This window comes from uncultured Streptococcus sp. (assembly GCF_963516515.1).
In the GTDB taxonomy this organism is placed as follows: Bacteria; Bacillota; Bacilli; order Lactobacillales; family Streptococcaceae; genus Streptococcus.
Genome location: NZ_CAUQCJ010000043.1, coordinates 1 through 14088 on the forward strand (window position 1 = coordinate 1; position 14088 = coordinate 14088).

Here is a 14088-nt window from a genome sequence, read left to right on the forward strand (position 1 = left end):
CAGCCTATTTCCTTGATACCATGGAAGTTCCCCATATGCCTATCGTTCTAACAGGGGCCATGCGTAGCTCTAACGAACTCGGCAGCGATGGGGTTTATAACTATCTGAGTGCTTTAAGGGTGGCTAGCGATGACAGGGCTACTGACAAAGGGGTTTTGGTTGTTATGAACGATGAAATCCATGCTGCCAAGTATGTTACCAAAACGCATACGACCAACGTCGGCACCTTCCAGACTCCAACACACGGGCCACTTGGCCTCATCATGAAACAGGAAATCCTCTACTTTAAAACAGCTGAACCTCGTGTCCGCTTTGAACTTGATCACATACAAGGATTAGTCCCTATCATCTCGGCTTATGCTGGTATGACAGATGAGCTGATTGATATGCTGGATTTGGAACAATTGGACGGTTTGATTATCCAAGCCTTCGGAGCTGGTAATATTCCCAAAGAAACGGCTCAAAAATTAGAAAGCCTTCTGCAAAAAGGAATCCCAGTCGCCCTGGTTTCACGATGTTTTAATGGTATTGCAGAACCTGTTTATGCCTACCAAGGTGGGGGCGTACAGTTGCAAAAGGCAGGCGTCTTCTTTGTTAAAGAACTCAACGCCCAAAAAGCCCGTTTGAAACTCCTTATCGCTCTCAATGCTGGACTAACAGGACAGGCTTTGAAAGACTATATGGAAGGCTAACCCCTTCTCTAGAAAGCAAAATCAGGAAATCTTCACGATTCCCTGATTTTTTTCTATTTACGTTTTCGTGTGGAACGACGTTCTGTCAATCCATGAGGCAAGAGAACTTCACGTTCTTCCAACTCTTCCTTGTGCATAATCTTAGTCAACATACGCATACTAATAGCACCAAGGTCATAAAGAGGTTGGGCAATAGTTGTCAAGTTTGGACGGGTAAAGCGTGAGACTTGTGAATCATCACTAGTAATGATTTCAAACTCTTCTGGCACTGACACACCCTTATCAGCAAGGCCGTTCAAGACACCTGCTGCCAACTCATCACCTGTTACAACTGCTGCAGTTGCATTTGATGAAATCAAACGTTCTGCCAAGGCATAGCCATCTTCATAAGTGTATTTAGACTCAAATACCAATCCTTCGCTATAAGAAATCCCTGCTTTTTTCAAGGCTTCCTTGTAGCCAACCAAACGAACCTTACCATTGATATCATCCACTAGTGGACCGCTTACAAAAGCAATGCGCTCATTTTCTTTAGCAAGGTAGGTTACTGCATCAATCGTTGCTTGTTTGTAGTCAATATTGACACTTGGAAGCTGATGTTCTACATCCACAGTTCCCGCAAGAACAACTGGTGTCCGAGAACGAGAAAACTCTGAACGAATTTTTTCAGTCAAGTGGTACCCCATAAAGATGATACCATCCACTTGCTTAGAAAACAGTGTATTGACAACTGAAACTTCCTTGTCATCATCCTCATCACTATTGGCAAGGACGATATTGTACTTGTACATTTCAGCGATATCGTCAATCCCTTTAGCAAGCGTTGAGAAATAGCCATTGGTAATATTGGGGATCACAACACCGACAGTGGTTGTCTTTTTACTTGCAAGACCACGCGCCACGGCATTTGGACGGTAATCCAAACGGTCAATCACCTCAAGCACTTTTTTACGAGTATTCTCTTTTACATTTTTATTGCCATTGACTACACGGCTAACTGTCGCCATTGAAACTCCTGCTTCACGGGCGACATCATAAATCGTTACTGTATCGTCTGTATTCATTCCATTTCCTTTCTATATCATACCTCACGAGACTCCAAAAAAAGAGACGGTATGAAAATTTCGTTTTCATGATTCCACTTATTCCATTTTATCACTATTTGTAAACACTTTCAAGCATTTTTTGAAGATTGTTTGAAAAAAATTTCATAGAAAACTATGTTTATGAAGAAAAAATCACCTTTTCTTGATTTTTAATCCTATTTGCTGTATGATAAGGGAAAAGAAAGGGGGCAGAAATATGGCTTTTACCAATACCCACATGCGGTCAGCTAGTTTTGGCATTGTTACCAGCTTGCCTGATGATGTCATTGACTCTTTTTGGTATATCATCGACCACTTCTTAAAAAATGTCTTTGAATTGGAGGAGGAACTCGAGTTTCAATTGCTCAATAACCAAGGAAAAATTACCTTCCACTTTTCAAGTCAACACCTCCCTACAGCCATTGATTTTGACTTTAACCATCCTTTCGATCCTCTTTATCCTCCGAGAGTTCTGGTTTTAGATATGGATGGTAGAGAGACTATTCTCCTCCCAGAAGAAAATGACCTATTTTAATACTCAAAGAAAATCAAAGAGCCAACTAGGAAGCTAGCCGCAGGTTGCTCAAAGCACTGCTTTGAGGTTGTGGATAGAACTGACGAAGTCAGCTCAAAACACTGTTTTGAGGTTGCAGATGGAAGCTGACGTGGTTTGAAGAGATTTTCGAAGAGTATAAAAACTCTAGCCTTCAGTTGCAAGTGACTGAAAACTAGAGTTTTTTCTATTTTTTCAAAGCATTATACAAGTTGCGGATCGGTTGCTTTAATGTCGGATGGATAAAATGAGGCGCAATTTCCTGTAGAGACTCAAGAACAAAAAGGCGTTCCGCTATGTAAGGATGAGGCAAGATAAGGTCATCTGTATAAAGGACCTGGTCCTCCACAAAAAGCAAATCCAAATCAATCAAACGAGGTCCCCAATGCACTTCCCTCACCCGTCCCATCTCTGACTCGATGGCTAACAAGCTTTCTAACAAGACTGGTGCTGGTAGCCAAGTTTCCACCTCAACCACTTGATTAGCAAAACTATCCTGCTCCACTCCACCCCAAGGTTCCGTCGCTAAGACACTGGACTCTTTGAGAATATGGATGCCACGAGCTCGCAGTTTGTCAATGGCTTGCTCCAAGTTCACTTGCTTATCCCCCATATTGCTTCCTAGGGCGATAAAGGCTCGTTGCTTGCGGCGATGAATGGTTACCGAGCAAGTATCTAGCGGCAAATGCACTGGCGCCCAAGGTTTTTTCAGTTCCAGCTTGACTTCTTGGACAAGAGGATAAGCCTCAAAAGTACGTTCCACCAGTTTATAAGCTACCGTTTCAATCAAATCCTCAGTGGTTTCCTGAAACCAAGTCGTCCACTGCTGACACAGTTCTCCGTAATGGACAGAAGCCGTTAAATCCAAGTCTGTAGCCGCCTTGGTCATATCATAGGATAAGATGGCTGAAACGACAAACTTCTGCCCCAATTCTTTCTCACTGGGAAAAAGACCATGATAGGCAAAAATTTCCAAATCCTTAATCTGCAGTTGATCCATAATGATTCCTTTCTAGAAAAATCCGCTTGAAGCGGATTCTTTTTATACTCAATGAAAATCAAAGTGCAAACTAGGAAGCTAGCTGCAAGTTGCTCAAAACACTGTTTTGAGGTTGCAGATGGAAGCTGACGTAGTTTGAAGAGATTTTCGAAGAGTATTATAGTCCCATTAAACGATAAGCCTGGTCGCGGAGGTCCTTATCTGTTTCAAATAGACCACGAGCTACTGTCGTCAATGTTGCAGTTCCTGGTTTTCTCACTCCACGCATACTCATACACATATGCTCCGCCTCAATGACAACAAAGGCTCCTTTAGCACCCAGATACTCCATTAAGGCATCGGCCACTTCGATATTCAACCGTTCTTGAATTTGTGGTTTTTTAGAATAAACTTCAACCGTACGGGCTAGCTTAGACAAGCCTGCCACACGACCATCTGGAATGTAGGCAATGTGCGCTCTACCATAAAATGGCAAGAAGTGGTGCTCACACATGGTGTGGAAAAAGATATCCTTTTCTACTACCATGTTGTCATCAATAATCTCAAAGGATTTTGACAAATGTTCCTCCGCTGTTTGGCCAAGACCTGAAAAAATCTCTTGGTACATACGGGCTACACGAGCAGGTGTTTCCTGCAAACCCTCGCGGTTAGCGTCCTCTCCTACAGCCTCGATAATCATTTTTACAGCTGCTTCAATTTTTTGTGTATCCATTCTCGTTCTTCCTCTCCATCAGATAGGCTCTCACTTGGCTCAAGAAATACAAGGAACCCGTGACAATCCTAACTGTTTGTTTCTCTTCTTTTTTATCTGTCAATTTCTGCTCTAGAAAATCCTGCCAACCTTGGTAGCTGAGATTTCTAGACTTGGCTGCCTCTTTCAGCACGCTTTCATCAGTCGCCCGACTATCGTCAAAATGTGTCAGGGTAAGCTCGGTATCTGGCATTGCCCCCAGCAAATCCAACATATCCTCCAAGGCCTTGGTTTTGATGCAGGTAAAGAGGATTTCCTTATGATAATCCGCAAAGCGCTCTTGCAAGGTTGCCAATAAAGCCTTGATAGCATGGGGATTGTGGGCCCCATCCAAGATCATCAAGGGATCTCTTGACACAATTTCCAAACGCCCTGGCCAACTTGTTTCTTCCAAGGCTTGAGTAAGCAAGTGATTGCTTGCTAGTTCTCGACCATCTTCTTGACAAAAAGTATCAAGTAAAGCTATGGCCATCCCAGCATTCTCTATCTGGTGCAAACCAAGTAGGCCAGTCTGGAAGCGACCTTGTCTGACAACACTTGTATAATCAAAGACTTCGCCTGTAACCACACTCTCTTGATGGCTGACCTGATAATTTGCCCCGTAGGCAAGTCTCGGCGCATCTTTCCCTTCCGCAATGCGGTCAATCACAGCCAGCGCTTCTGGAGCGATACGACCTGTTACCAAGGGAATACCTTGTTTGATAATACCAGCCTTCTGCTCTGCTATAGCTTCCAAGGTATCACCAAGTAGGGCCACATGGTCCAATCCAATGGTCGTAATGCCTGTTAGAATAGGCTGGCAAACATTGGTACTATCCAAAAGTCCACCCATACCCACTTCCATGATAGCCACATCTACTTGCTCTGAGGCAAAGTAGTCATAGGCTATGGCTGTGATAATCTCAAACTCGGTTGTGCCCTGTAAATTAGCGGCCGCTTCTCCTTCCAGCAAAGACTGATAGTCTGCCATGAGGGTTTCAAGTCTAGCCTCGGGAATAGATTCCCCATTGATGCTAATCTGGTCTGTGTAATGAATGAGATAGGGCGAGCTAAACACACCAACTCTCAGGCCTAGCTTTTCCAGCATATTTTTCAAAAAAGCAATGGTCGAACCCTTGCCATTGGTCCCTCCGATATGGATGACCTTGAGTTTGAGATGGGGATTGCCACGCAAAGCTAACAGTTCCACCATGCGTTCCAAGCCAAAATGCGGTTGGTCCGTCCGGTAGTTAGCAATCCACTGATTGTTTTCAATTTCTTTCATCTTATTTATATTGTTTTAAATCTAAATTTTCCGCTTCATCAGCCAGACGAATGGCGGAGGCAATTTCAACTGCCATCCTGTGACTAGCTACATCATGCACGCGCACCACTTCTACACCCTGTCTTGCAGCAATACTAGTTACATGAGCCGAAGCCGTATCTCGATTGCGGAAACCAAGTTCTGTCTCAGGATTGACTTCAAAACCACTTTCTTCAAGGATATTGATGACAAACCGCTTGCGCGACACTCCAAGAAAGATTGGATAGCCCTTCTGATGTAGTTTATCCAGGTCCCGTAAAAGAAGCAAATTTTCTTTCTTGGTCAGACCAAAGCCGATTCCTGGATCCAACAGGATATTTTCTGGTGCAATACCAGCTTCCTCTGCTCTCGCTAGTGCTCGTTCAAAGAAAGCCTCCATCAAGTCTTCAATTGGCATTTTTTCAAAGTCAGCTAACTCTTTTTCTGTAAAGGTTTGACCAAAACCAAAATGAGGGAAGATGAGCGAGCTAGGGTGCTGAGGTCGCGCCATGACTGGATTAAACATAATGACTACTTTCGCACCAGCCTTAGCAACCACATGGGCCATTTTCTCATCACCCATAAGACCAGTGATATCATTGACTAGATTGGCACCAGCAGCCAAAGCAGCCTCTGCCACCTGACTCTTCCGAGTATCAATAGAGATGAGGACATCACTTTCCTTGCGAATCGCTTTAATCACTGGAACAACACGCTGGATTTCCTCTTCTATCTCAACATAGCTACTTCTTCCCGGCCGAGTTGATTCTCCACCGATATCTAGCATACTAGCTCCCTCTGCTATCAATTTACGAGCCTGCTGGAGCGCCTGCTCAAGAGCAAAAAATTGACCACCGTCCGAAAAGGAATCTGGGGTTACATTGATAATTCCGCAAATAGCTGTCTTTGCATGATTGGCTTTACTTGACATATCGGTCACTCCCTCAAGGCTTTTCACCATATTATTTCTCTATTTTACCATAAAAAGAAAAAGATGGACAGGATTGCATTCATCTTTTTCCCAGTAGAAACAAGTAAGCAATTGTCAAAAATCTTAAACAGAAATCCCTAATGTCCGACTCAAAATCACCACGAGAGCCAACAAACAGAAAGCAACCCCATTCACAATCATGTGAAGTAAGATAGACATTTCCAAACGTTGGGTCTTGTAAGCCGTCCAAGATAGAACGATCGACATACCTCCATAAATCAATAAAGAAGGTAAATTACTTGGTTGATGCAATAAAGCAAACACAATCGTACCGACTACAAATCCCAAGTTCTCCTTTCCTCGGAAAATCTTTTTAGGAACAATCCCACGGCACAAGATTTCCTCACAAATCGGAGCAAGCAAGGCCAACAAGAAGAAACTGGAAATCAGAGAACTATTCTGAACCATATCGTTAATCTGAGACTGGTTAGCTGTTGTCGTCTCATTTGACAGTTGTAACAAGATAGAACCAAGTATGTTTGAACAGATAATGACTAAATAACTTAATCCCAATCGTGCTAGGTCCTTAGCTCTAAAAAAAGAAAAATTAAAACTTGCTAATTGCGTTTTACGAGCTCCAATGATAAATAGCGCTAAAATCACAATTGAAATACCAGCAACTATCAACCCTGACTGTAACAGTGGTACTTCATGTAAAGCTAAAATGAAAGTAACTGCTAAAGGAATCTGATATAAAATTGTCGCTAGCAAAAAGACCAAAATCCAGCCTGCACGATTCAACAATTCTTTCCACATACTTTGCTCTTCCATCAGCTATCTCCTTTGTATTAAAAAAGGGGGGAAATCCCCCTGGGTCATCCTATTATAGGGCCATGCTGATATAGTTAAGGATAAACAAGGCATCCAAAATCCAAATCATTACATGGACATCTTTAGCTTGACCTTTAACAATCTTAGTCAAAGTGTAAGTCAAGAAACCAACTGCAATACCCTGAGTGATAGAGTAGCTGAATCCCATAAAGATAGATGTGAAGAAAGCAGGAACCGCTTCAGACATATCATCCCAATGGATATTTTTCAAGCTAGCCAACATCATAATCCCAACGATAATCAAGATTGGAGCTGTAGCGGCTGTTGGTACGATCGCTAGAAGTGGGCTAAAGAAGCTTGAGATCGCAAAACAGATAGCTACAACCAAGGCTGTCAAACCAGTACGTCCACCTGCACCGATACCTGCAGCAGACTCAACATAAGTCGTTACGTTTGAAGTACCAGCTACTGCACCAATTGTTGTAGCAATTAAATCAGAATAAAGAGCTTTGTCCAATTTAACTGATTCCTTGTTTTCACCTTTAGAAGCAATGATTCCAACTTTTTCACCAGTACCAATTAGAGTACCAATTGTATCAAAAATATCTGTTAAAGAGAAGGCCAGAATAGCCATCAGAGTCTCAGGTAAGCGAGCTGTATCTGAAATCAAAGCTCCCAAACCTTCTGAACCAAGAGCTGCACCAAAAATTTTCTTCAAATCTTCTACCGCAGCACCCAAGTGATTATTTGAAAAATCAATGCTAGAAATATTAACTAAACCTACCGCAATTGCAAGAACTGTTGTTGTTAAGATAGAAAGGATAATCCCTCCCTTAATCCCTTTGATGACAAAGAAGATAGTAATAGCAAGTCCTGCAAGAGCGACTAAAACAGCTGGGTTATTAAAGTCAACCAATCCTGGAACCGCTGAAGAGTTTGCTGCAATCGTTGCTTGAGCTTTGTCAGCACCTTCTCCTATAACAGTATAGTTACCTGGATCAATCGTAAATTTCAAAAGTCCAGCATTCTTAATCCCTACGTAGGCAAGGAAGACACCGATACCTGCTGAAATAGCTGAACGAAGAGCAGTAGGAATGGATTCAATAATCATTTTGCGTACATTTGTCAAAGTAATAATCAATGAAATAATACCACAAATGAAAACCATAGCCAAAGCTTCTTGCCAAGAATAACCAAGTCCAAAGACAACTGTAAAGGTAAAGAAGGCATTCAGTCCCATACCTGGCGCTTGGGCATATGGTAAGTTGGCATAAAAAGCCATCATAAGAGTTCCTACCACAGAACCTATAATCGTTGCTAGGAAGATACCCTGAGCAGGCATTCCTGTTTGCGAAAGAATTTGTGGGTTTACAAAGAGAATATAACTCATTGCAAAGAAAGTTGTTAAACCAGCGAGAACCTCTGTACGAACGTCTGTACCGTTCTCTTTTAGTTTAAATAATTTGTCCATTATCAATCTCCTTTTAATTTTTACGAACAATAAAAGAATTATATCATTTATCATTCACTTTTTCAATATCTTTGTTTGATTTATTTAATAAAATGATGGAATTTAATTTTTTGTTTGGAATCTGCTTTTCTCTCTGCTTTTTGCTATAATAGTAGACATCTTATCTGGAAAGACACTAGAAAGGTTCATATGACGAAAAAAATTATTGCAGTTGACCTAGATGGAACCCTGCTCAACTCAGACAGTCAGATTTCTGACTTTACCAAAGAAATCATTAAAAAAGTTACTGAAAAAGGGCATCAGATTATTATTACGACAGGTCGCCCTTACCGCATGTCAAAAGATTTCTACCGTGAACTAGGCTTAGACACTCCTATGATTAATTTCAACGGCTCCCTCACTCATTTGCCTGACCAAGTTTGGGGCTTTGAAAAGTGTTTGACCGTAGACAAAAAATATCTGCTAGACATGGTTCGACGTTCTGAGGATATTCAAGCAGATTTTATCGCTGGAGAATACCGTAAAAAATTCTACATTACAAATCCTAATGAAGAAATTGCCAATCCTAAACTATTTGGCGTAGAAGCTTTCCAGCCTGAAAATCAATTTCAGCCTGAATTGGTGACCAAGGATCCTAACTGTATTCTGCTGCAGACCAGAGCCAGTGACAAGTATGCCCTTGCAAAAGAAATGAACTCCTTCTACCAGCATCAACTTTCTATTAATACCTGGGGAGGTCCGCTCAATATCCTTGAGTGTACACCCAAAGGAGTCAATAAAGCCTTCGCTTTGGACTACTTGCTCAAGGTAATGAACCGTGACAAAAAGGATTTGATCGCCTTTGGAGATGAACACAATGATACCGAAATGCTCGCTTTTGCTGGGAAGGGCTATGCCATGAAAAATGCCAATCCAAACCTGCTCCCTTATGCGGATGAGCAAATCGCCCTGACCAACGACCAAGATGGGGTTGCCAAGACCCTGCAAGACTTATTCTTATAGCCCCTACTGAGTCTAGGACAAAAGTCTAACCATAAATATAAAAAGCGAACAAAATAAGTTATCTGACACTCAGAATTCTGTCTTGTTCGCTTTTTTTCCAATCTATCGATTTTAAAAATTTATAATAAAGAATTCCTAAAATCAAAATCTTTTTGTCCCAGCCTCTTTGTGTTCTTTTCACAGTCTCATCAACCAGTTAATCGATTGTTCTATTTTTCACCTCCAAAACCTTGGAAAAGGCTTTCTTTTGTGATATACTTCACATATAAATACAAGAGAGCTCGTCACACTCGACTCTGTTGACACAAAATCAATCCAGTCCCGTTGTCCCTGTTCTCGGCCAATATCAAGGAGGATAGCTATGAAAGCTGTTGTTGTAAATCCAGAAAGCACTGGTGTTGCTATTGAAGAAAAAGTACTCCGTCCACTTGAAACTGGGGAAGCACTTGTAGAAATTGAATACTGTGGTGTTTGCCACACTGACCTCCACGTTGCCCATGGTGACTTCGGTCAAGTACCAGGACGTGTTTTAGGACATGAAGGTGTTGGTATCGTTAAGGAAATTGCCCCAGATGTTAAAAGCCTTAAAATCGGCGACCGCGTCAGTGTTGCTTGGTTCTTTGAAGGATGTGGCACTTGCGAATACTGTACAACTGGTCGTGAAACCCTTTGCCGTACAGTAAAAAATGCTGGCTACTCAGTAGATGGTGGTATGGCTGAACAATGTATCGTAACTGCAGACTATGCAGTCAAAGTTCCTGACGGACTTGATCCAGCCCAAGCTTCTTCTATCACATGTGCTGGTGTAACAACCTATAAAGCTATTAAAGAAGCAAAAGTTGAACCAGGCCAATGGGTTGTTCTTTACGGTGCTGGTGGACTTGGTAACCTAGCTGTTCAATATGCTAAAAAAGTATTCAATGCCCATGTCATCGCAGTTGATATCAACAACGACAAACTTGCCCTTGCAAAAGAAGTGGGTGCTGATATCGTTATTAACGGTCTCGAAGTCGAAGATGTGCCAGGACTCATCAAGGAAAAAACAAATGGAGGTGCTCACTCAGCTGTCGTAACTGCTGTGTCTAAAGTTGCCTTCAATCAGGCTGTTGACTCAGTTCGTGCCGGTGGACGCGTAGTCGCTGTTGGCCTTCCTTCTGAAATGATGGAACTCAGCATCGTTAAAACAGTCCTCGATGGAATCCAAGTTATTGGTTCTCTTGTCGGAACTCGTAAAGACTTGGAAGAAGCCTTCCAATTCGGTGCAGAAGGTCTAGTAGTCCCAGTTGTTCAAAAACGTCCAGTCGAAGATGCTGTGGCAATTTTCGACGAAATGGAAAAAGGTCAAATCCAAGGACGTATGGTACTTGATTTTACAAACTAATTCAATACAAAAAACTATATAAAAAAGTTGGATGCTTCTTCCAACTTTTTTATATTAAATTTTTAAAATAAAAAATATTCTCTCCTTGAAAATATTTATATATCAACATTTTAAAACGTCTGTATTTTATTTCTAAAAAAATTCTATATCAAATAGTTGATTTTTTCATGAAAACGGTTTATACTAATCTAGTCTTAAAGTTTTCTTAAACAATGGGCACAACATTTTATAAGGAGGAATGACAATAATGAGTATCGGAATCATTATTGCGAGCCACGGTGAATTCGCTGCAGGTATTCATCAGTCAGGATCTATGATTTTTGGTGAACAAGAAAAGGTTCAAGTTGTAACCTTTATGCCAAATGAAGGTCCAGATGACCTATACGCTAAATTTAACAACGCTGTGGCTGCATTTGACGCAGAAGATGAGGTGCTAGTTTTGGCTGACCTTTGGAGTGGTTCTCCATTCAACCAAGCTAGTCGCGTGATGGGAGAAAATCCTGATCGTAAGTTTGCCATCATCACAGGACTTAACTTACCGATGTTAATCCAAGCCTATACAGAGCGCCTCATGGACGCTACTGCAGGTGTGGAAAAAGTCGCTGCGAATATTATCAAAGAAGCCAAAGATGGCATCAAAGCTCTTCCAGAAGAGCTCAACCCAGTTGAAGAAGTTGCAAGTGCTGCAGCTGCTCCAGTCGCCCAAGCTGCTATCCCAGAAGGAACTGTTATCGGTGACGGTAAACTGAAAATCAATCTTGCTCGCCTAGACACTCGTCTCCTTCACGGTCAGGTTGCTACTGCTTGGACTCCAGATTCAAAAGCAGACCGTATCATCGTTGCTTCAGATAACGTTGCCAACGACGATCTTCGTAAAGAATTGATTAAACAAGCGGCTCCAAATAATGTCAGAGCCAATGTTGTACCAATCCAAAAATTGATTGAGGTTTCAAAAGACCCACGTTTTGGAGAAACACATGCCCTTATCTTGTTTGAAACACCTCAAGATGCCCTTCGTGCAATTGAAGGTGGCGTGCCAATCAAGACCCTTAACGTAGGATCAATGGCTCACTCAACAGGTAAAACAATGGTCAACAATGTTTTGTCTATGGACAAAGAAGATGTTGCTACATTTGAAAAAATGCGTGACCTTGGTGTTGAATTTGACGTACGTAAAGTACCAAACGACACCAAAAAAGATTTGTTTGACTTGATTAACAAAGCCAACGTTCAATAACAAATATCAAACTATAGAAGAATTCTAAGAAATTTTTTCACTTTATTATCATTAAATAGAAAAGGAATAAAACCATGTCAGATATTTCAATTATTTCTGCTGTCTTGGTTGTAGTTGTTGCCTTCCTTGCAGGTCTTGAAGGTATCCTCGACCAATTCCAATTCCATCAACCAATCGTCGCATGTACCCTTATCGGACTTGCAACTGGTAACCTCGAAGCAGGGGTTATGCTTGGTGGATCACTTCAAATGATCGCCCTTGGTTGGGCAAACATCGGAGCTGCCGTAGCTCCTGACGCTGCTCTTGCATCTGTTGCCGCAGCAATTATCTTAATCAAAGGTGGTAACTTTACTACTGAAGGTATCGCCGTTGCAACAGCAACAGCTATCCCTCTTGCCGTAGCTGGACTTTTCTTGACAATGATTGTTCGTACAATCTCAGTTGGTTTGGTTCACACTGCAGATGCTGCTGCTAAAGAAGGAAATATTGCAGCTGTTGAACGTGCTCACTTTATCGCACTTCTTCTTCAAGGTCTTCGTATTGCTATCCCTGCTGCCTTCCTTATCGCTATTCCAGCTTCTGCCGTTCAAGATGCTCTTAAATTGATGCCAGACTGGTTGAACGGTGGTATGGCTGTCGGTGGTGCTATGGTCGTTGCCGTTGGTTACGCTATGGTTATCAACATGATGGCAACTCGTGAAGTATGGCCATTCTTCGCAATCGGTTTTGCTTTTGCTGCCATTTCTCAATTGACTTTGATTGCCCTTGGTGTAGTCGGTGTTGCCCTTGCCTTCATCTACCTTAACCTTTCAAAACAAGGTGGTAACGGTGGCGGCGGAGCTGCAACTTCTAACGACCCAATCGGTGATATCCTAGAAGACTACTAGAAAGGGGAACAATCATGACTGAAAAACTTCAATTATCAAAATCAGATCGTAAAAAAGTTTGGTGGCGTTCACAATTCCTTCAAGGTTCTTGGAACTACGAGCGTATGCAAAACTTGGGTTGGGCTTACTCATTGATCCCAGCTATCAAAAAATTGTACACTACTAAAGAAGACCAAGCTGCTGCTCTTGAGCGTCACCTTGAGTTCTTCAACACTCACCCATACGTAGCTGCTCCAATCATGGGGGTTACTCTTGCACTTGAAGAAGAACGTGCTAACGGTGTTGAAATCGACGACGCTGCTATCCAAGGGGTTAAAATCGGTATGATGGGACCTCTTGCTGGTATCGGTGACCCAGTATTCTGGTTTACAGTTCGTCCTATCCTTGGAGCTCTTGGTGCATCACTTGCTGCATCTGGTAACTTGGTTGGTCCACTTCTCTTCTTCTTCGGATGGAATGCTATCCGTATGGCCTTCCTATGGTATACACAAGAATTTGGTTACAAAGCTGGATCTGAAATCACTAAAGACATGTCTGGTGGTATCTTGAAAGACATCACTAAAGGTGCTTCTATCCTTGGTATGTTCATTCTTGCCGTTCTTGTACAACGTTGGGTATCTATCAACTTCACTGTTAACCTTCCAGGTAAACAATTGGCTGAAGGTGCCTACATCAACTTCCCAGAAGGAGCTGTATCAGGTGCTGAATTGAAAGGTATCCTTGGTCAAGCACTTGGTGGATTGAGCCTAGATAAGATTCAACCACAAACCCTTCAAGGCCAGTTGAACTCATTGATTCCAGGATTGATGGGACTTCTCCTTACTTTCCTTTGCATGTGGTTGCTTAAGAAAAAAGTATCACCAATCTCAATCATCCTTGCACTCTTTGCAGTAGGTATCGCAGCTCGTTTCTTCGGTATCATGTAATCAAGAAAATCGAGTAGGGGATAATCTCTAGCCCCTCTCACACCACCGTACGTGCCGTT

14 protein-coding genes are annotated in these 14088 nt (G+C 42.1%); 7 read left to right on the forward strand and 7 right to left on the reverse strand.

Annotation, left to right across the window (positions count from 1 at the left end; genetic code table 11):
- Positions 1-692 (forward strand): asparaginase (locus RYL77_RS07845; RefSeq protein WP_315010882.1); only part of this gene is annotated, 692 nt, incomplete at its 5' end.
- A gap of 53 nt (positions 693-745) precedes the next feature.
- Here the strand turns inward: RYL77_RS07845 and ccpA are convergent.
- Positions 746-1756 carry a catabolite control protein A gene (ccpA, locus tag RYL77_RS07850; protein ID WP_001090628.1) on the reverse strand — a complete coding sequence of 337 codons (1011 nt, stop codon included), beginning with the start codon at positions 1754-1756 and terminating at the stop codon, positions 746-748.
- 238 nt (positions 1757-1994) lie between these two features.
- Between ccpA and RYL77_RS07855 the strand changes: the two genes are divergently transcribed.
- Positions 1995-2312 (forward strand): DUF960 domain-containing protein, encoded by a 318-nt coding sequence (locus RYL77_RS07855; RefSeq protein ID WP_000886035.1) that lies wholly within the window; start codon positions 1995-1997, stop codon positions 2310-2312.
- Positions 2313-2517: 205 nt separating this feature from the next.
- Here RYL77_RS07855 and folB read toward each other — a convergent pair whose 3' ends face one another.
- From folB to RYL77_RS07885, 6 genes are all read right to left on the reverse strand, one after another.
- Positions 2518-3330 (reverse strand): dihydroneopterin aldolase, encoded by an 813-nt coding sequence (gene folB / locus RYL77_RS07860; protein WP_315010883.1) that lies wholly within the window; start codon positions 3328-3330, stop codon positions 2518-2520.
- A 157-nt stretch (positions 3331-3487) separates the two neighbouring features.
- Positions 3488-4042 carry a GTP cyclohydrolase I FolE gene (gene folE, locus RYL77_RS07865; protein ID WP_000380917.1) on the reverse strand — a complete coding sequence of 185 codons (555 nt, stop codon included), beginning with the start codon at positions 4040-4042 and terminating at the stop codon, positions 3488-3490.
- Entirely contained in the window at positions 4023-5345 is a 1323-nt protein-coding gene (locus RYL77_RS07870; RefSeq protein ID WP_315010884.1) for a folylpolyglutamate synthase/dihydrofolate synthase family protein, read from the reverse strand. Before RYL77_RS07870 ends, folE begins: the two co-directional genes overlap by 20 nt.
- A gap of 1 nt (position 5346) precedes the next feature.
- Positions 5347-6324 carry a dihydropteroate synthase gene (folP, locus tag RYL77_RS07875; protein ID WP_315010885.1) on the reverse strand — a complete coding sequence of 326 codons (978 nt, stop codon included), beginning with the start codon at positions 6322-6324 and terminating at the stop codon, positions 5347-5349.
- A gap of 93 nt (positions 6325-6417) precedes the next feature.
- Positions 6418-7125, reverse strand: coding sequence for a CPBP family intramembrane glutamic endopeptidase (locus RYL77_RS07880; RefSeq protein WP_315010886.1), 708 nt, complete (start codon positions 7123-7125; stop codon positions 6418-6420).
- A gap of 52 nt (positions 7126-7177) precedes the next feature.
- Complete coding sequence (locus RYL77_RS07885) at positions 7178-8596, reverse strand: NCS2 family permease (RefSeq protein ID WP_102210851.1); 1419 nt, start codon at positions 8594-8596, stop codon at positions 7178-7180.
- Between the two features lie 189 nt (positions 8597-8785).
- Here RYL77_RS07885 and RYL77_RS07890 point away from each other — a divergent pair, with 189 nt between their 5' ends.
- The 5 genes from RYL77_RS07890 to RYL77_RS07910 all read left to right on the forward strand — a co-directional run bounded on the left by RYL77_RS07890 (position 8786) and on the right by RYL77_RS07910 (position 14029).
- The gene (locus RYL77_RS07890; protein WP_315010887.1) at positions 8786-9598 is read left to right on the forward strand and encodes a Cof-type HAD-IIB family hydrolase; all 813 of its coding nucleotides are present in this window, start codon (positions 8786-8788) and stop codon (positions 9596-9598) included.
- Between the two features lie 361 nt (positions 9599-9959).
- On the forward strand, positions 9960-10979 hold the full coding sequence (gene adhP, locus RYL77_RS07895; RefSeq protein WP_315010888.1) for an alcohol dehydrogenase AdhP: 1020 nt from the start codon (positions 9960-9962) through the stop codon (positions 10977-10979).
- A 247-nt stretch (positions 10980-11226) separates the two neighbouring features.
- Complete coding sequence (locus RYL77_RS07900; RefSeq protein WP_000021963.1) at positions 11227-12216, forward strand: PTS sugar transporter subunit IIB; 990 nt, start codon at positions 11227-11229, stop codon at positions 12214-12216.
- Between the two features lie 74 nt (positions 12217-12290).
- The gene (locus tag RYL77_RS07905; RefSeq protein ID WP_001280328.1) at positions 12291-13103 is read left to right on the forward strand and encodes a PTS mannose/fructose/sorbose transporter subunit IIC; all 813 of its coding nucleotides are present in this window, start codon (positions 12291-12293) and stop codon (positions 13101-13103) included.
- 14 nt (positions 13104-13117) lie between these two features.
- Positions 13118-14029 (forward strand): PTS system mannose/fructose/sorbose family transporter subunit IID, encoded by a 912-nt coding sequence (locus tag RYL77_RS07910; RefSeq protein ID WP_042749980.1) that lies wholly within the window; start codon positions 13118-13120, stop codon positions 14027-14029.
- Positions 14030-14088: the final 59 nt, after the last annotated feature.